The organism is Pseudomonas sp. S3_B08 (assembly GCF_054667725.1).
In genome coordinates this window covers 2044282-2063289 of record NZ_CP162750.1, presented here as the reverse complement: position 1 = coordinate 2063289, position 19008 = coordinate 2044282, and the positions used below count along the sequence as shown (strand labels likewise).

16 protein-coding genes and 1 pseudogene are annotated in these 19008 nt (G+C 57.3%); 3 read left to right on the top strand and 14 right to left on the bottom strand.

Features of this window, described 5'->3' with window-relative positions:
* Window positions 1-3 precede the first annotated feature (3 nt).
* Complete coding sequence (locus AB4N73_RS09405; RefSeq protein WP_460143321.1) at window positions 4-1305, top strand: ATP-binding protein; 1302 nt, start codon at window positions 4-6, stop codon at window positions 1303-1305.
* A gap of 15 nt (window positions 1306-1320) precedes the next feature.
* Here the strand turns inward: AB4N73_RS09405 and AB4N73_RS09400 are convergent, their stop codons facing one another.
* Window positions 1321-1500, bottom strand: coding sequence for a hypothetical protein (locus AB4N73_RS09400; protein WP_016774888.1), 180 nt, complete (start codon window positions 1498-1500; stop codon window positions 1321-1323).
* Window positions 1501-1786: 286 nt separating this feature from the next.
* Here AB4N73_RS09400 and ilvA point away from each other — a divergent pair.
* Window positions 1787-2776, top strand: a pseudogene (gene ilvA / locus AB4N73_RS09395) (threonine ammonia-lyase, biosynthetic); the annotation flags it as partial.
* A gap of 30 nt (window positions 2777-2806) precedes the next feature.
* Here ilvA and AB4N73_RS09390 read toward each other — a convergent pair.
* Together AB4N73_RS09390 and eco are read right to left on the bottom strand one after the other, a co-directional pair.
* On the bottom strand, window positions 2807-3112 hold the full coding sequence (locus tag AB4N73_RS09390) for an NIPSNAP family protein (protein WP_056789713.1): 306 nt from the start codon (window positions 3110-3112) through the stop codon (window positions 2807-2809).
* A gap of 14 nt (window positions 3113-3126) precedes the next feature.
* Entirely contained in the window at window positions 3127-3612 is a 486-nt protein-coding gene (eco, locus tag AB4N73_RS09385) for a serine protease inhibitor ecotin (RefSeq protein ID WP_095180122.1), read from the bottom strand.
* Between the two features lie 369 nt (window positions 3613-3981).
* Between eco and AB4N73_RS09380 the strand changes: the two genes are divergently transcribed.
* Entirely contained in the window at window positions 3982-4251 is a 270-nt protein-coding gene (locus AB4N73_RS09380) for a DUF1652 domain-containing protein (protein WP_016774885.1), read from the top strand.
* On the opposite strand, the gene AB4N73_RS09375 is transcribed toward AB4N73_RS09380, so the two are convergent.
* The 11 genes from AB4N73_RS09375 to AB4N73_RS09325 form a co-directional block, all read right to left on the bottom strand.
* Entirely contained in the window at window positions 4248-4646 is a 399-nt protein-coding gene (locus AB4N73_RS09375) for a hypothetical protein (RefSeq protein ID WP_460143320.1), read from the bottom strand. The two genes, AB4N73_RS09380 and AB4N73_RS09375, sit on opposite strands and share 4 nt — an antisense overlap.
* A gap of 90 nt (window positions 4647-4736) precedes the next feature.
* A complete protein-coding gene (locus tag AB4N73_RS09370; RefSeq protein WP_460143319.1) occupies window positions 4737-5006 on the bottom strand; it encodes a DUF2790 domain-containing protein in 270 nt (89 codons plus the stop codon).
* A 270-nt stretch (window positions 5007-5276) separates the two neighbouring features.
* Complete coding sequence (locus tag AB4N73_RS09365; protein WP_256810004.1) at window positions 5277-6260, bottom strand: tetratricopeptide repeat protein; 984 nt, start codon at window positions 6258-6260, stop codon at window positions 5277-5279.
* Window positions 6261-6268: 8 nt separating this feature from the next.
* Complete coding sequence (locus AB4N73_RS09360) at window positions 6269-9823, bottom strand: LysM peptidoglycan-binding domain-containing protein (RefSeq protein WP_256810003.1); 3555 nt, start codon at window positions 9821-9823, stop codon at window positions 6269-6271.
* 28 nt (window positions 9824-9851) lie between these two features.
* Window positions 9852-10709, bottom strand: coding sequence for a DUF4123 domain-containing protein (locus AB4N73_RS09355; protein ID WP_460143318.1), 858 nt, complete (start codon window positions 10707-10709; stop codon window positions 9852-9854).
* Entirely contained in the window at window positions 10700-12748 is a 2049-nt protein-coding gene (locus tag AB4N73_RS09350; protein ID WP_460143317.1) for a type VI secretion system Vgr family protein, read from the bottom strand. Before AB4N73_RS09350 ends, AB4N73_RS09355 begins: the two co-directional genes overlap by 10 nt.
* Before the next feature lie 275 nt (window positions 12749-13023).
* On the bottom strand, window positions 13024-13611 hold the full coding sequence (locus AB4N73_RS09345) for a transglycosylase SLT domain-containing protein (protein WP_041480414.1): 588 nt from the start codon (window positions 13609-13611) through the stop codon (window positions 13024-13026).
* A 77-nt stretch (window positions 13612-13688) separates the two neighbouring features.
* Window positions 13689-14627, bottom strand: coding sequence for a carbohydrate kinase family protein (locus AB4N73_RS09340; RefSeq protein ID WP_460143586.1), 939 nt, complete (start codon window positions 14625-14627; stop codon window positions 13689-13691).
* A gap of 13 nt (window positions 14628-14640) precedes the next feature.
* Window positions 14641-16137, bottom strand: a complete 1497-nt coding sequence (xylB, locus tag AB4N73_RS09335; protein ID WP_460143316.1) for a xylulokinase — start codon at window positions 16135-16137, stop codon at window positions 14641-14643.
* A gap of 204 nt (window positions 16138-16341) precedes the next feature.
* Window positions 16342-17814: a mannitol dehydrogenase family protein gene (locus tag AB4N73_RS09330; RefSeq protein ID WP_150740924.1), complete on the bottom strand. Its 1473-nt coding sequence runs from the start codon at window positions 17812-17814 to the stop codon at window positions 16342-16344.
* A gap of 15 nt (window positions 17815-17829) precedes the next feature.
* A complete protein-coding gene (locus AB4N73_RS09325; protein ID WP_150740923.1) occupies window positions 17830-18933 on the bottom strand; it encodes an ABC transporter ATP-binding protein in 1104 nt (367 codons plus the stop codon).
* Between the last annotated feature and the right edge of the window lie 75 nt (window positions 18934-19008).

Sequence of the window (19008 nt, the reverse complement as noted above, 5' to 3'; positions counted from 1 at the left end):
CTGATGTTTCGCATTCTGTTTCGCCTGTATCTGGTGACAATCGTCTCCTATAGTGCGGCGATCTATCTGGTGCCGGATCTGGTGGTCATGGCCTTTCGGGACCGCTTCGTCACCTACAACCTGGAGTTCTCCCGAGGTCTGCAATCGCTGATCACCAAGCAGTTTCATGCTGCGCCGCAAGAGCAATGGCCGGCGATTGCGGCGGCGATGGACAAGGAATTCCAGCCGCTGCACATCGTCCTGACGCCAATCGACGACCCGGTGTTCACGCCCATCGAGCAGGAACGTTTGCACCGTGGTGAGAACGTGGTGCGCATCGGCGATTGGGGCTGGCGAACGCTGGCGGTGACTCCGCTGAATGCGGACATGGCCGTGCGTATGGTCGTACCGCCGGATCCTGTCGACGTCGATCTGTTGTACTGGAGCATCAACGTGCTGATCGGCGCCATGTTGCTCGGCTGCCTGCTGCTCTGGTTGCGCCCGCACTGGCGCGATCTTGAACGTCTGAAAGGCACCGCCGAACGCTTCGGCAAAGGCCACTTGAGCGAGCGAACCAGAATTGCCCCTAGTTCGAACATCGGCAGTCTCGCCAATGTGTTCGACACTATGGCCGGCGATATTGAAAACCTGCTCAACCAGCAGCGCGATCTGCTTAACGCTGTTTCCCATGAGCTGCGTACGCCGTTGACGCGTCTGGATTTCGGCCTGGCGCTGGCGTTGTCCGAAGACTTGCCAGCCGCCAGTCGCGAGCGTTTGCAGAGCCTGGTTGCGCATATTCGTGAACTGGATGAACTGGTGCTGGAGTTGCTTTCCTACAGCCGCTTGCAGAATCCGGCGCAATTGCCCGAGCGCATCGAGGTGTCGCTGGACGAGTTCATCGACAGCATTCTCGGCAGCGTCGATGAGGAACTGGAGTCGCCAGACATCGTGATTGACGTTCTGCTGCACGGTCAACTCGAACGCTTCGCGCTGGATCCGCGCCTGACCGCCCGGGCTATCCAGAACCTGTTGCGCAATGCCATGCGCTATTGCGAAAAGCGCATTCAGATCGGTGTGCAGGTCATTGCCGGAGGGTGTGAGATATGGGTCGACGATGATGGTATCGGCATTCCCGACGATGAGCGCGAGCGGATTTTCGAACCGTTCTACAGGCTCGACCGCAGCCGTGATCGCGCGACGGGTGGTTTCGGCCTCGGTCTGGCGATCTGCCGCCGCGCGCTGGAAGCGCAGGGCGGCACGCTGACCGTTGAGAGTTCGCCGTTGGGTGGGGCGCGATTCAGACTGTGGTTGCCGGCCACGGCCTGAACCGTATGACGAATTTCAGGGCTGCGTTGTGCCGCTGGTCTGCAACACACATTGCTGGGTTTTACTGTCCCACACCTGACCTTTCGGACATTCGGGCTTTTTCACGGCGTCGCTTTCATCGACAGCGAATACAGCAGGGCTGGACAGGGCGGCGACCAGCAGCGGGACGGCGAATAGCGCTTGGCGGATATTCATGGTCAATCTCCACTTTCATCGGCTTGGAGCGGAAGTTGTTGTGCTCTTTTGCAGTGACTGTTCAGTCATTAGGAAGATTCAAAGTTCTGCAGCGGGCCATTGACTTGTCATCCGCTGGCAGGCTAATTTCCAGCCCATGACTTTCACCGTATCGCGCTGCCAGCCAAGCATTATTACCGCCATTCCTCATTTGGCGGGCTAGCTCACGGCTGCAGCACCCAACCCGCCCTAGAGGCGGGTTTTTACTTTCTGTCTCCGGGGTTCTGATAAATGTCAGGAGACGACCATGCCGCACAGCCCCGACCAGCAAGCCCTGCTCGAGCACTACGTAAAGAAAATCCTGGCCGCGCCGGTGTACGACATTGCGGTGCGTACCCCGTTGCAGCCTGCGCCGGCATTGTCGCAAGCATTGGGCAATCGGGTCCTGCTCAAGCGCGAAGATCTGCAACCGACGTTCTCTTTCAAGATCCGTGGTGCTTACAACAAACTCGTGCAACTGAGCGATGAGCAGCGAGCGCGGGGAGTGATCACTGCATCGGCGGGTAATCACGCGCAGGGTGTAGCGCTGGCGGCACGGGAATTGGGCATCGGCGCGACGATCGTCATGCCGTCTACCACCCCTGAGCTCAAGGTGCTCGGCGTGCGCAGTCGCGGTGCCGACGCATTGCTGCATGGCGAGAGTTTCCCCTTTGCTCTGGCCCATGCGTTGCATTTGGCCGAACAGACCGGATGCACGTTCGTTTCACCATTCGATGATCCTGACGTGATCGCCGGACAAGGCACGGTGGCAATGGAAATCCTGCGCCAGCATCAAGGCGCGCTGGACGCCATCTTCATCCCGGTCGGGGGCGGAGGTTTGATCGCCGGTATCGCGGCCTACGTCAAATACCTGCGCCCGGAAGTGCGGATCATCGGCGTCGAATCCGAACATTCGGCGTGCCTGCAAGCGGCTTTAAGTGCGGACGAGCGGGTGGTTCTACCGAGCGTCGGCACCTTCGCCGATGGCGTCGCGGTGGCGCAGATCGGCGCGTATGGCTTTGAGGTATGCCGCTTCTGCGTAGATGAGGTGATCACGGTCAGCAATGACGAACTCTGCGCCGCGATCAAGAATATCTACGACGATACCCGTTCGATCACTGAACCTTCAGGTGCGCTGGCTGTTGCGGGGATCAAGCAGTACGTGGCGCGCAGTGGGGTTCGCGATCAGACATTCGTCGCCATCGACTCCGGGGCCAACATCAACTTCGACAGCCTGCGCCATGTCGCCGAACGCGCCGCTGCTTGCGGCGTGCCGGCGTGATGTCGATCAGGGCAGCAGCGGGCGCAGAAACGTGCGCTCGTAACTGACGATGAATTTCTTCTCGACCAGATCGGCAACCAGTGCGGTGCTTTCCGGGTCGGTCATTGCAATATGTCGATAGCTTTCGTAATCGGCCAGCGACGGGAAACTGAACAGGCAATAAGCAATGTTGCTCGCGCCCTCCGAGGGGAGGAAGTAGCCGTGATGGGTGCCGCCCAAGCGCTCAACGATGTCGAGCCACGCTTTGGCATAGGCTTCGAAAGCGGGTAACTGGTAAGGATCGATCACATATCTGACGTGGCAAGTAATCAAGGGCTGGGCTCCGGTTATTCCTGCAGGGCGGTGCCGACTTTGTCCGACGCCGACCAGATGCGATAGCGCACTTCGACGTCCGAAGGCGCGTACACCACGACTGGCAGCTTGCTGTTGTAGCGCAACATGAAGCCATCACCGACGACCGGAACGAAAGCGCGCTTTTTCTTGCTGCCAGGCGGGCAGGCCATCATCGTGCTCATCGGGCCGACGACCTTTTCCAGGCGATAGAACGGATAGCCCCAACCTTGCAGATTCTTTTCATCGAGCACACCGCCCAAACGCTGGCGATTGCAATCCACTTCGAGGGTTTTGCCGGCGAGAATTTCAACCTGGAAATTCTCTTCCTGCTCTTGCTTGGGCAGATGGATGACTTGTCGGGTAAACCCGGCTTCGGCTTTGGGATACGGCGCGATGTCTTCGAGCTTGGCGGCGTGGGCGAGGGTGGAAAGGTTGGCGATCAACAGGCCGGTGATCGCGCAAACGCTTAAGGAATTCATGAAGGCCTCCGTGCGGGTTGAATTGCAATGGGAGACATTCTTGCCGTCATGGTCGTCGAAAGCAAATTCGCCTGAAGATTGCAGATTGCAGTGGACGGGTGGTCGATTCATGCAATTTGCAAATAGCAGGATACTGGCCACATTTCCAAGTGCTTGATTTTTAAGGGAGCAAAACGAACCGATCAAAGGCACGTTTTATGCGTTCTTTGGGTGAGGCGCACAGGATTTGGGCGCCTACACTCCAATGGGCATTTCGCAGTACCACCAATTGCCGCACCAGGGAAACAGCGGGGGCACACCCGTGAAGGCGCAGCAGAGGGTCAGCGTGAATACTTGATTGGCAATCGCACAGAAAGGAGAGGGTTCGCCATGTTTTTATCTGCCTTGGAATTACGCAACATCATTGAAAGCAGCTTCTTGCCGAAACGCTGCCAGTGCACGCTGTCACCCGACTTGTCGATGTCCGTCAAAGTATTTGGCGACCATCGAACCGACCAAGCCGATCTCTACGTCAGTGGAATCGACGCCAGCCGCCTGAACAGCTGCCGTGAAATCAACAACCTGGTCGCTGGCCTGCGTTCCGACCTCGCGCAACAAACCACGACCCATCAAACCAGCGCTCGTTCTCGAGCTGTTTAACCCACCGTTTCACCCAGTTCGACCGTCACGCGCCGGGCCTGCACAAAGCCAAGGCCCAGCGCGAACTCGACCAGCACCGCGAGCAAAATTCCGGGGCCGGCATGGCCATTGAGCCATTCGCCAAAACCCAACGCCGCCAAACCGAAACAGCCGACGATGAAACCATTGCTCAGTGCACTGCGTGCCGCTGACGGCGGAGCATTGCGCAGCAAATAAAACATCACCCCCAACGCCGCAAACAGCACCGCGCTGCGCCTTGCGACTACGCCAGTGCCTTCCGAATAGCCAATGCTCCAGATCGCCAGCGACACCTCCGGAAAAAATCCCCAGACCAGCGCCAGCAGAAAACACAGGATTGAAGTGAAGCTCGACAACGTGCGGAACGACAACTGCATGGCCAATCCTTGCGGCAGTAGGGAAGGCCCTGAGCATAACCGCCGAAGCCACCCCAAGCCTATGGCCAACCGGAAAATCAGAAGCGTCTGTCAGTTCTGTTGACGGCATGCGTCAGACAATTTCCGGTAGCTGATTTGTGCGTGCTTGCCGGTGTTGTCGATGTATTTCATGTCGGCGGTGATGACTTTGCATTCCGAGGTCGGCGGCTCGGTTAACGAAAGCACCTTCGCCACGTGTAGTGGCATGCCGTATTGGTAGGGTGTTTGATTCGATGTGGCGGAGGTGTCGTTGGCTTGGGCCAGTGCGGCGTATGAGCAGCAGGCGAGGGTGGCGGTGAGCAGAAAGGGACGAATGTTCATGAGAGGACTCCAGCGTAACGGAGAGGCGCCCGGCACGAAGCCGGACGAGCCTGCCGCACTGGGCGTCAGCGGGGGAGAGCTGAGGGTGTGCGGTGGTATGGAGTCTCTGACTATGGCGTTAAGGCTGAGTTAACCGATGTGAACATGAGCTGAGTTATTTACGGTTGCTTTTCCCTTGTCTCGGGCATTTGTCGTTTGCGATATGAATCATTAGGGTACGGGCTTTGACGTGCTCGAAAAAAATTAATGATAAGGCTGTGCTGCAAAATTTCAGTACCCTAACTTATCTGGAAAGAACGAGAGCGGCGGGTGGGTGGCCTTCCACGTTTTTGCGAGTTCTTTTGCTTTTTCTAATTGCTCTTTTGACAGGTTTTTTTCTATGTCAGGTAATGTGTCATTGACATCTCGTGTTACGTTACCTCCGCCATTAAGCTCCAGCAGATTTGAAAGTAGAGCATAGGACTTAATTGGGTCGAATGCGAAACCGTACTTGGAGTTTTCTTCACCTATGTAGGATGCATATCCAAATACACCTTCTACATAGCTTGAGTCGGCGGCTTTCTCGTTCCAGAATCTGAACGAGGCTAGATCATTTTTTTCTATCATGATTGCGGCTAACCCCATCATTGCGAGTGGATAACCATTTTCAGCGGACGCCTTCATCCATCGTTCGATAGCTTGTTTGCGCCTTGAGGGTAGTAAAAATGAGCCATTCCCTTCTTGGTACTTCGTCGCCAGACGGAACTGAGCAAATGCGAATCCGTTCTCTGCGGATTTCTCCAACCATTCATCGTTGCCCGTCATTTCATATAACAAGTACATTGATTCGCTATCTCCCTGCTTTGCTCGTTCAACGGCAAGGCTTTTAGCTTTAATCACCCAGCTACTGGCAGAATCTTCACCTGGAGGACAGTTTTTCATGGTCGTACACAAATCTTCTCCAATCCTTCCAAGGCGAATCATGGCGTAGATGTTCCCCTTTTTTGCGGAGCTTTCGTATGCTTTTTTAGCCTCCGCAGTCATGTGACGGTTGTTTTTTCTTCGCGCTTCACCGAGATAATAAAGTGCTTCATCGTCACCGCCATCGGCTGCTATTTGTAATGGTTCAATTGCAGAGATAGCTTTGTATTGATTGTATAGCTCTATACCTTTCTGCTTTGCCTCCTGTTGTTGGGAGGTGAGTTCCGCATTCGCGGTCGCACACATTAAAATAAAAAAAGCATAGAAGGGTGCCCGAATTATATTGAACTTCATTTTCAAAGTTATTCGCTCGCTGCGGGTAAGTATTTTACGGATGTTCTAGGAATATAACTGTTTTCGCCCATTGCGATTTTACAAGCGCCGTCAATACGTTGGCCTAAAATTTTTGAGTTTTCTTTATAGCGTGCTCTTGCTTTATTTCCCCTTGGATCGGTAAAACTGAGTACAGCGTCGCTCATGAAATTATCGAGTAAATAACGGTTTTCACAGTATTTTTGACCAATGTCAACAGGTTCGATACCAAATTTATTCATGCTGGCACAGGCCAGTTCGAATTGTTTCTGAGCCTCTTCTAATGTGTTCTTTTCTTTCGCGTTAGTGACTATGTGGTCGATAATTGTTCCGATTGCCAGCTGTTGGGCTAAATGCGCCTTGTCTTTTGGGTAATCTTGCTTGCTAAATGCTGAAGACGTGTCGCTTTCCTCTGTCGCTGCAATTGAAAAATCTTCAGGATTGGACGTAAGAGTCATTAAAATGGGGCCTAGTGCTGCGGGAGTGGCTTCAACTACCCAAGCTTTTAGTTCGTCGGGATTCTGGTATTCAATGATCGCATGAGCAATCGGACCACCTTTTCCTCCGCTGGTCATCGCGTCATACAAGTCCATGACAACACTCCAACCCATCAGGTAAGACATTTCCACACTAAGCCCAGCAGCTCCTAATGCGTTCAGCGCCGATGCAAACTGTCCCGCTTCTGTTTCCATCCACTCCACTTTTCTGCCTTTGGCTCTGTGCAACTCCTTGCGATACAAGTTGACAAGATCAACCACTGCCTCATAACCGACTTCGAACTTGAAGCTACCATTTGCACCGGGGCCAAGTACCACAGCCGCTTTCAAGTTCAAAATAAAACGCCCCTTATCCAGAGACACCTGCGCCGTTCCCTGAAAGCCCGCGCCAAATGCCACCCCAACTGATCCGCTCAACTTCGCCAGCGTCAACCAGGGATTTGCGTTTTTCGCGTCTTTAGCGCTGCCAATCCCCATTGAAGGTCGGGTGCGTAAGGCGACGAGTTCTTTTGGCGGTGCCCAGTTCAATACGCCGGTAAGCTCAATAGCGGCTTGCAAGCCTCCAAAAATATTGAAGCTGGCTTTTGCGCCGTTTTCGATTTGTACTTTGGCGAAACGTCCGCCGCGCAGTTGCTCTGTGCTTTTGGAGTCGGCGTAGGTGCCGGATCTCGATTTGTGTTCAAGATCAGGAGTAGGACTATCGTCACCGCTATCGGTTTTTGCTTGCTTGGCGGCTGCGTGATCGGCGCGTTCTTCTTTTGCAGAAGCGTCTTCACGCTGTGCGCGTTTTACCGGGCTCAGCGACGCTCCATATTTGACGTTCCCGAAGATAGGGCTCAGCTCGACGCTGCCAGCTAACAATAACGACGCTCCAGCGTAACCCCAGGCCTTTACACCAAAGTGAAAGGAGAAGCGGCCGAAACTCATTTGTCGTGGGCTGCCGTCCAAGAGATAGTCAAGCATGATTTCTTGAGCGTTGGCTTTGGCAGGCATGTCCACTTTCATTAACTGAACTTCGCCCCGTGCCAAGTCCAGGCTCAATCCCATCTCCCCAGATATTTGGAAGCCTTCCGCGGCGGACATCTTCGGGCCTTCTAGCTTCAGTTCACCGTGAATGCTCGGCTGTGGAGGAGTCAGACAGCGGACGAATTGAGCCTGAGGACTTGCATCAAACAGCCTTACTTCGCCGCGCACACTTTTCTGGAACACTAGTTGCTGAAGGTGCTTGCCCCAGTTAGTTAGGGCCGCGTCGTCTTCTAGTTCAGTAATCTCATAACCTTGCTTTTTCAAGTACGCGTAAAAGTCTTTAGCTTTGAACCAGCCTTTTTCGTCGAAACAGTCGCCAGCCTGATCACTGATTTTTATTGCGCCCTGATCCAAGAGCCATTGGCGGAACGAACTGATTTCACTGTTTTTATCAGAGCCTTCGGTAGCGTCGGTAGGTAAACTTTCTTTTACCTTCTTTATCGAGCCAGCCGCCTTTTTTAAATCTTCATTGATGATTTTTTTTGCGTCTTTCAGGTTCGCCATGCTGAACCATCCAAGGGGCGTGCCCTTGGCGTCAGAAAGGCTGACTTCACGCAGTGGAAAGCCTGGCTTTACCATACGGTCGATTGGTTTCGGTTGGAACTCTTCTGGTTCCCAAATTAAATAGCGCCCAGGTTTACTGGTGCTGACATTTTTTTGGGCTGTGGCCTGGAGGTCATCCTTGATTTTTTGTAGTTGATCCCACTTGGCACGTTCTGCATCAACGAGGCCGGCTGGCGCCTGTGCATTTTGGCCTGTTGCCTCGATCCAGCGTTTGTATTTCTCCTGAAGTTGCGCTGTAACTTCTACCTGCTCTTTCTCTGTGTCCAGATACAGTTTGAACTGCTCGATACCGGAAGGGAGTCCGTCACTGATCAAGGCGAATTCCGGAAGAGCCAGACCATATTCAGACGCTTTGATGATGGATTCAGTGTAAGCGTGGTATTCAAGCGCATCGGCGTTTTTGTGTAGAGTGTAGACATAGCCGACCAGATCGGCGGTGCAGTCAGTCATGCCGCTGCAGATGTTTTCGTAGCTTTTTTTCTTCTCTGCCAAGGCTTTGGCAACGTCTTCCAGCGATACCTGCTTGAAGTTTTTGTTGCCGAGGAATTTCTTGCGAGCCTCCAGATAAGCTTGCACGCGTGCCCGCGCTTCAATCGCCTCCTTGGAGTACAGCGAGCCGCTTTCGTAGGTGTAGCCTTCTAACTTAGCGGCCGCTACCGCTTCTTTTTTTAACGCGACCCACTCAGCCCGCCGCTTGTAAAAGTCGGCATATGCTTCGTGAACGCGCTGGTCAGTAGCTATGTCTGCCGCTAGACGGTCGAGGCGAGATACTGGCGTCTCCTCCTCCGTGGACTGAGCAGGAGCGACTGCCGGTTTGTTTCCATTAGCTTCGTTCTGCCTTTTTTTAGCGGTGGCTGGATCGATTTCGATCTCATCGCCCATCGCTTCAAACTCTTCCATACGTGCACGCTGTGCGCCCGTGAGGAAATTACTCAACTTAGGCTCAAGGAAGTATTCCAGCAAACCAGATTCCTGCAACCCGTTCAGGCGTGCATCACGTGGTTTGCTGGGCGCAATCATTTTATCCAGGGCGAACATGGATTCTTTGATGGCGGACTTTGCCCGTTCGGGAAGCAGCCAAAATTCTTGCTCTTCGGTGGCATAAATCGCACTTGCAAACTTTTTCGAGCAGGGAGGCGCGTGCGGTTTGAAAGTCTTTGAGCTCTGATCAGGGGTATCTTTGACAGGCTCCAGTTCAACCAGATCCTCCGCAGAGCACTGAGTTGCGGCTTCCGGGGTAGTTTGCGCAGGCGGTTGAGCCGCGGCAGGTGTCTGAGCGGCAGGCGCAGCAGGCGTTAGTGCGCTTTTCGGAACGCTCAGGTTCCATCCGACTTTGACGTTATCCGGGTTGGTGATGAAGGGGTTCATCTGACGAAGTTGCGCCACAGTAGTGTTGTAGCGCGTAGCAATCTGGCCCAGAGTTTCGCCGGGCATCACAGCGTGATTTGTAATTTCCATGGTGATTCCGTTCTGTTGTCGCGTCGCCTTAGTGTTGGGCAACGGCGGCTGATTCCAGGAGCCGATCTACTTTGATAAACGACTCGTCCTTTGATTGCAGGATCGCCATGATCCCAAGCTGGGTCTCGAACAGCGGACCGTTCACGACATGGCCAAGCTTGAGCAGGTGATCGCCATCATAAATGTTGTTTTTGAGCAACATGTCGAGGTTGTCCGCCATGTCATTCAAGCGGTCATCGGATGGCTCATTGAATGCTGTGTATTCCTCATCGATCCAGTACATCCAGCCCAGGCGCGCTTGTACTTTCGCGGCCGCCTCGGGCAGATTGAACGCCGCTCTGTCACCGTCCCACGTTGATTGATCGGTGGCCTTCCAGGTCAGCCATCGCCCACGCTCTTGACCGAAATGAATCGGCGCAGGGCTGTAGACCGCCTCCCAGCAGCCTAGTAACTGGTCGAATGCTTTATCGGCGGTGTAGGCCAGCGCAGCCCATAAACTCGGCTTGTGGAAACTCAGCAGACTTTGGCCACCTGAACCATCGTTTGCCTTAAGCAGCCAGCGCGCATGAGCCAGAGCTTTTTCAGGATCCCGGGTTGAGATTGCAATTCCCGAAAAGCGTTCCTCACATAGTTCCACAGCGACCTTTGCCACTTTGCCGCCCTTTGGGGCCACCAGCCACAATGGCTCGTCAGGAATCTCTGCAAGGTCTGTCCCTACAAACAGACCTTGAGCGACGACGGGTTCGCCTAATCGATAAAGACGACCCAAAGCGTCTGGCTGGAGCCCTTGGTCGATGATGAAACACAGCGATTCGCTTGTAGCGGGCAGGTCTGAAAAGTCGTAACGAGGCTCGGCGAGGAGAGCGCTCAGCGCTTTTACATGCATGTGCAATCCTTACGGCTGCAAGCGCCGTTACTCTGTTTTCCGCACAGCGGGGTGATACCTGACTCATTAAGACGGGCAGGGAGCGGTGCTTTCCCCGCCTTATCCGCATCCACAACCTTCATCGGCCCCGGCAACAACGGCGCCGCCGGCGTGCCCACCCCGGGCGAGCCGCCGGTATTGACCTTCACCTCAGCGCCGCTGATGGTCACGCCACCCGCATCGACCTTGACGAAGCTGCCTCCAGCCTTCGCGGTCAGCTCCATGGCGCCTTCGACCACGACTCTCTGGCCGGCGTAATAATGGATTTCATTGCCGGCCTCAACAAACTGCCCAGTCCCAACCTTCACATGCTGCGTCACACCCACCGTCAGGTGATCATCCGCGCGCATTTCGCTGATGCGGTCCAGATGGGTGATCCGGTGCTCTTCAACCTTGAATTCGCTAAGCACATTGGCTTCAACAGTGTCATGCCGTTCGTTGCCGACGCGGATTTTCTGGTCGTGTTCGATGTTTTCGTCCCAGTCGCGCTGGGCGTGGATGTAGATCTGTTCGGCGCCTTTTTTGTCTTCGATGCGGAATTCGTTGTAGCCCTTGCCGCCCGGGGAGCTGAGGGTTTTGAAGGTGCTGCGGGTTTTGTTGGCCGGCAGGTCGTAGGGGACGACGTTTTCCTTGTGGTACAGGCAGCCGGTGACGAGGGGCTGGTCGGGGTCGCCTTCGAGGAAGGTGACGAGGACTTCCATGCCGATGCGCGGGATGGCGATGCCGCCGTAGGCTGCGCCGGCCCAGCCGCTGGTGACGCGCATCCAGCAGGTGGTTTTGTCGTCGGACTGGCCGTCGCGGTCCCAGTGGAATTGCACCTTGATGCGGCCGTATTGATCGCAGTGGATTTCTTCACCGGCAGGGCCGGTGACGACGGCGGTCTGGCTGCCGAGGACTTTCGGTTTCGGATGTTCGAGGGCAGGTCGGTAGTGCGCGTCCCACGGGGTGGCGAGGAAGCTGTTGCGGTAGCCCTGATGGAAATCGCTTTTGTTGTCGGTGACGTCGCTGGTGACGTTTTCGCCGAGCACTTGCGGCTGTTTGCCTTCGTGGAAGACTTCCAGCAGCAGCCACAGGTCGTTCCACTCGGCGCGCGGGTGTTCGGCGAGCGTGAGGAAATGGCCGCTGGTCAGCGTCGGTTCATCACCTTTGCCTTCGGCGAGTTTGTAGTCGCTGCGATGGCGTTCGAGGGCGCGAGTCGAGAGGAACTTGCCGCGCTCGCGGGTGGTGAAGCGGCTGGGGTAATCGTAGTCTTCCAGATCCGGGGCGAATTCGGATTTGACCGCGCCTTCGGGCAGCAGCTTTGGTTTTTCGAAATCGTAGTCGCGACGGCTGACGCGGGTGGTGCGGGTTTCCAGGCGCAGGTTAAAGCGCTTGATCACCGGCTTCTCGGCGGCCATGCCGGAGTCTTGCTGGTAGCTGACCGGCTTCAGTTTGCGGAACACCGTCTGGTCGTCGCCGAACACCAGTTTGTGGCCGATGCTGCTGTGCTGGAAGTGGAAGTGGATGCCTTCCTCTTCGCACAGACGCTGGATGAAATGCAGGTCGGACTCGTCGTATTGCACGCAATAATCGCGTTCCGGATACTCGGCGCCGAGCTGGAAGCTGTAGGCGTCAGAGAGAATGCCGCGATCTTCCAGCACCTGGGCGATGATTTTCGGCACCGTCAGTTGCTGGAAGATCTGCTGATCATGGTTGTGCTGCAGATACGCCAGTTGCGGCATCAGGCTGATGCTGTAGCGGGTCAGGGTCTTGCCGGAGTCGCCCTGCTCGATGCGGTAGACCTGGCCGTGAATCTTGCCTTCTCCGGTGGCGCCGAAGGTCAGGCAGGCGCGCTTGTGCAGTAGCTCTTCGAGCTTCAGGTCGGGGCGGGCGCTGACCAGTTCGAGGTCGAAACGGAACGGTTCGTTGAGGGCTTCGCGACCGGTGAAGCTGAGGACTTGCAGGTCGGCGTTGGCGTCTTCGATCGAGAGGGTGATGTGGGTTGCATTGGCGTCCAGCATGCCTTGAATTCCGTCCGTTGAATAAGCAGGTGATGGATGTTGCAGGATTAGACGGCCTCATTCAAGGCGCAAATGGCGTAGGTGTGGGGCGTCAGTGCCATAGGGAAAACCCTTAGGAGGGCGGTTTGGGTCAGTGAAATCGGGCCTTTCATAGACTTTGATGGTGTTTGAGAGATTGCCATCGCGGGCAAGCCCGCTCCCACAGGTTTCTCGGGTGTACACAAAATCGGCGTTCACTAAGGTCTTGTGGGAGCGAGCCTGCTCGCGAAGGGCTTCTACAACCAATGCCAGAACCGGCTCCAGAACCCGCGATTGAGGTCTTCCTTGCAGCCGGCATATTGCTGCGCATACAGATCCGAACGGTTCTGCACCTTGCGCGCGGTCGGCGGTAGCCAGGCTTTGCTCGCGTAGGTCTTGTTGCGGAAGCCGCCCCAGCCTTCGTGGTAGTTCAGGTATTGGTTATAGGCGTCGTATTTGTACACGCCGTTGATCGAGGTGGTCTTGTCCATGTACCAGCCGACGAAGTCGATGGCGTCGTCGAAGTCTTCGCGATCGGCCCAGTTGCGGCCGGTGCTTTTCTGGTAGTCGGCCCAGACTTCGTCCTTGGCTTGCGCGTAGCCGGACGCGGTCGAGACGCGGCCCCAAGGAATCACCCAGAGCAGGTATTTGCGCGGCGTCTTGGCGTCGTAGCGGTAGCCGGATTCCTGATACATGATCGCGAACGGCACCTGGATCGGCACGCCCCAGCGTTTCTGCGTGACTTGCGCAGCGTCGTACCAATCGCTTTTCTCGCGGAAGATTGCGCAGATGTCTTCCGGGGAGCGGGGCGGCGAGGTGCCGCAACCGCTCAGCAGGGTGGCCATGGTCAGGAGGGCGAGGATGTGCCTGTGATTCAAGAGCTGTTTTCCGTCGTGCGCAAAAAGGCCGACAGTCTACGCGCTCAGCTCAATTGATGACGATAGGGCAGATCCGGACCGGTTTTGCTGCAGGTCAGCGCGGCGGCTTGTACGGCGAACCTGAGCATGCCGTCGATTTGCTCTCGACTGAGCTGCTGGACGCCTTCTACCGAGTCCAGCGAATGTTCGGTCAGCCAGGTGATCAGCGCCGCCTGGAAGGTGTCGCCGGCGCCTACCGTATCGGCGATCTGAACCGGGTTGGCCGGCACCGACCACGAGCCATGGGTGCGACTGAACACCGTTGCGCCGTCGCCACCGCGTGTCAGGAACACGATCTGGCAGCGATGTTCGAGCCAGCCTTCAATAACATGCTGCGGATCTTGCTCGGGATAGAGCAGGCTCAGATCCTCGTCGCTGACTTTGATCAGATCGGCCAGTCGTACCAGCGTGGCGATGCGTTCGCGCCATAGCTCGATGTTCGGCTCGGGATTGAGGCGCACGTTGGGGTCGAGGCTGATCAGGCGTTTGCCGCTTTCGCGCTGGACCAGTTTCAGCAACGTGTCGCCAATCGGCTGCACCACCAGCGAAAACGAGCCAATGTGCAGGCCGCGCACCTCGTCGCCAAGTGTCGGCAGATGCGCCTCGCTCAGTTGCCGGTCGGCACAGCCTTCGCCACGGAAGCTGTAGTGCGGTGAGCCATTGGCGCCTACCGCGACCATCGCCAGGGTGGTCGGCGCGGCGAAATCCACCAGGTATTCCGGGCGCACGCCTTCGTCCTGCAGCACTTGCTGCAAACGTCGGCCGAGGTAGTCGGTGGACAGCCCACCGAAGAGCGCCGAGTCCACGCCCAAGCGGCGCAGTCCGACGGCGACGTTGAACGGCGAGCCGCCGGCAATTGCCTTGAAATTGACTTTCGAGGCCAGACCGATGGCGTCGTTTTCGCTGAAAAAATCAAACAGGGCTTCGCCACACACCAGGTACATAGTTGTTTGCTCGTTATAGGGTTGCGACATGCTGTTGATAGCGTTCGTAGGCCTGCTGGAACGCCGCGACATTGGCGGCGATCGGCAGGGTTTCACTGCGCGCGTCGAGTTTGACGCAGCGTTCGCACAGATCGGCCAGGGACACATCATCGCCGTTCGAGCGCGACGCGCACCACGCTGCCTGAATCGCCGCGCCCAGTGCGGCGGCTTCGCTTTGTTCTGTGCAGATCACCGGGGCGTTCATGATGTCGGCGACGATCTGCCGCCACACCGCGCTCTTCGAGCCGCCGCCGATCAGGCAGATGCGCAGGCTTTGTAAACCATTCTGGCGGAGCAAATCCAGCCCATAGCGCAAACCGAAGGTGGTGCCTTCGACAGCCGCGCGGCACAGATTGGCCTGGGTCAGATTGTCCATCGTCAGCCCGTGCAGGCTGCCGGTGGCGTGGGGCAGGGCGGGCACGCGTTCGCCGTTGAGAAACGGCAACATGCTCACGCCTTCGGCACCGATCGGCGATTGCGCGACCAATTCGTTGAATGTCGGCAGGTCGAGCTTGAACAGTTCGCGAATGGCACCGGTGGCATTGGTCAGGTTCATCGTGCAGATCAGCGGCAGCCAGCCGCCGCTGGAGGAGCAGAATGTGGCAACCGAGGCATCGGCGCTGACGTTCGGCTCCTCCGAATAGGCGTAGACCGTGCCGGACGAACCGAGGCTCATGGTGATCGCGCCGGGCTGGATATTGCCGGTGCCGATGGCGCCCATCATGTTGTCGCCACCGCCGCTGGAAACCACGGCGTTGGGGTTGATGCCGAGTTGCTCGGCGATTGCCGGGAGGAGGGTGCCGACGGCGGCGTGCGCGTCGATCAGCTCCGGCAGCGCGGTTTGCAAACGGCCGCTGGCGTCGATGTCGCGCAGGATCTGCACATCCCATTGCCGCGTGCGCACGTTGAAATAGCCGGTACCGGAAGCGTCGCCGTATTCGCTGCAGGCGCGGCCGGTGAGCCAGTAATTGAGGTAGTCGTGAGGCAACAGAATCCGCGCGATGCGTGAGAACACATTGGGATGCTGCTCTTTGGTCCAGAGCAGTTTCGACACCGTGTAGCCCGGCGCAATGACCACGCCGAGGCGTTCCAGCGAACCTTTCTCGCCGCCCAGTTGTGCGAGCAAGCGCTCGTTTTCCGGCGTGGTTTCGGTGTCGCACCAGAGTTTGGCCGGACGCAGCACTGCGCCTTGCTCATCGAGCAGGACCAGGCCGTGTTGCTGGCCGGAGACGCCGACACCGAGGATCGCCTGACCGTCGACTTCTGCCGCTTGCAAGGCCTGGCGGGTGGCGCTGACGAAAGCGTCGAGCCACTGTTGAACGTCTTGTTCGCGGCGGCCGTTGGCGCCGCTGATCATCGTGTGCGGCGCCGCGCCCAGACCGAGCACCTGACCGCTGTCGGCGTCGAGGATGATCGCTTTGGTGCCTTGGGTGCCGCAGTCGATACCCAGGAAGAGCTTTGTTGTTGTCATGTATGGGCCTGTCAGATTGCGCTGAAGATCAAGAGCTACCCCCTCACCCCAGCCCTCTCCCCCACGGGGGCGAGGGGGAAAGGGAGCAGATTTTCATGCCTTTCACACTCTGTATTCGACTCGGAATTTCAGGTCGATGAATAACGGAAGAACCACGCGGTCGGTTCCCTCTCCCTCCGGGAGAGGGCTAGGGTGAGAGGCTTTTCAGCCGAGCACCCGTTCCAGAGTCCGCGAAACCCCAACCTCGCGCAAACTCTGGCAGCACCACTCGAATGCCGCAACAAACTCCGCCGACTTCGGTATCGCCGTGCCGAAAATCTCCTCCACGCCCAACAGGCGCTCGGTGATCAACTCATCGTCCGCCACCAATCCCTGGCAGAAAGCCGCTCGCGGATCCGGAATCGAATACGTATCGCCATTCTCATCCACGCCCTTCAGATACAGCGCCCACGCCGCCACGACCAGCGCTGCACGTTTGGTCTCGCGGCCATCGGCGATCAGGCGATTGATCGTCGGCACGGTGAACTTGGGAAATTTCGACGAGCCATCCGAACACACACGCTCCAGTTGATCGGCAATCGCCTGATTGGAAAACCGCGCGACCAGCGTGTCCTTGTATTCGCTCAGATCAATGCCCGGCACCGGCGCCAGTTGCGGCGTGACATCCAGGTCCATGTAGGCGCGCATGTACCGCACGAACAGCGGATCGTTCATGGTCTCGTGGACGAAGCGATAGCCCTTGAGAAAGCCCAGATACGTCAGCGCCAGGTGACTGCCGTTGAGCAGTTTGATCTTCATCTCTTCGTACGGCGACACATCGTCGGTGAACTGCACGCCGACCTTTTCCCACGCCGGGCGGCCGTTGACGAATTTGTCCTCCAGCACCCACTGCACAAACGGTTCGCAGACCACCGGCCAGGCATCGTCGACACCGTGTTTGTCGGCCAGTTGCAGGCGATGCGCGGTGCTGGTCATCGGTGTGATTCGATCGACCATGGCGTTGGGGAAACTGACGTTCTGGTCGATCCAGTCGCGCAGATCCGGATCACGCAGGGCGGCGAAAGCCAGCAGCGCCTTACGGGCGACGGCGCCGTTGTGCGGCAGGTTATCGCAGGACATCACAGTAAATGCCGGAACGCCCGCCGCACGCCGTTTGGCCAACGCGGCGCAGAGGAAACCGAACACGGTGCCCGGCGCCTCGGGATGGGCCAAGTCGTGTTGAATCTGCGGCAGATGCGCCATGAACTCGCCGTTGCTGTCGTCGATGCAGTAGCCGCCCTCGGTGATGGTCAGCGAGACGATGCGGATCTGTGGTCCGGCGAGTTTTTCGATCAGCGTCTGGGCGCCATCTTCGGCCAGCAGCATGTCGCGGATCGCGCCAATCACGCGCACTTCGGTGTCATCGCTGTCGCCCAGTTCAAACAGGGTGAACAGGTAATCCTGCTCGCGCAGATCATCGCGAGCACGGCGATCTTCCGGGCGCAGGCCGACGCCACAGATTGCCCAGTCCAGCGCTTCGCCAGTGTTCATCAAGGCATCGGTGTAATACGCCTGATGCGCACGATGGAAACCACCGACGCCGATGTGGGCGATGCCCTGACGCGTGTCAGCGAGGTCGTAGCCTGGCAGTTGCACCTGGGCGGCGAGGCGATTGAGGTTCTGTTGGTTGAGTTTCATCGGATAGTCTCGAAATCAGGCCGCAGCACGCAGCGGACGGGTCAGCGCCACACCTTCGGCATCGAACAGATGGCAGTGAGTCGGGTCCAGGCGCAGGCTCAATTGCTCGCCGTAACGGCTGGCCAGATCGCCGCGCACGCGCATGGTCAGGGCTTCGTCGGCGCTGGTGGTGACGTGGCAGAAGGTGTCGCTGCCAAGGCGTTCGCTGACGTCGGCAGTGACTTGCAACGTGCAGTCGCCGGGTTGCGCCAGCTCAAGATGTTCGGGGCGAATGCCCAACGTGACAGCGCTGCCGACACTGAGGCTGGCGGCGTTGAACGGCAGGGTGATGCGCGTGCCGGCGTCCAGCGAAACTTCGCAGCTGGCGCCGTCGATGCGGGCAATCTTGCCTTTGAGGAAACCCATTTTCGGCGTACCGAGGAAGCCTGCGACAAATAGATTGGCCGGGTTGTGATAGAGGTCCAGCGGCGAGCCGACCTGCTCGATCCTGCCGCCATTGAGCACCACGACTTTGTCGGCCATGGTCATCGCTTCGACCTGATCGTGGGTCACATAAATCATCGTCGCTTGCAGGTCTTTATGCAGGCGCAGCAGTTCCAGCCGCATCTGCACGCGCAACGCCGCGTCGAGGTTGGACAGCGGCTCATCGAAGAGGAAAATCTTCGGGTTGCGCACGATGGCGCGGCCGATCGCCACGCGCTGACGCTGACCGCCGGACAGCTGTTTCGGTTTGCGCTCGAGCATCGGCCCGAGTTCAAGAATACGTGCCGCTTCGCCAACCTTGCGCTCGACCTCGGCTTTCGGCACGCCGGCCAGATCGAGGGCGAACGACATGTTCTTTTTCACGGTCATGTGCGGGTACAGCGCGTAGGTCTGGAACACCATCGCCAGATCGCGCTTGGCCGGGCTGACTTCGGTGATATCGCGGCCATCAAGTTCGATAGTGCCGCCGCTGACCTCTTCCAGACCGGCGATCAAGCGCAGCAGGGTGGATTTGCCGCAGCCCGAGGGGCCGACGAAGACCACGAATTCCTTGTCGTTCACTTCAAGGTCGATGCCCTTGATGATGGAAAAGCCTTCGAAGCCTTTTTGCAGATTCTTGATTTTCAGGTTGGCCATGAGATGGGCCTCCGCAATTTATTATTGGGTTAAACCAGATCGGCTTTTCTGTGGGAGCGAGCCTGCTCGCGAAGG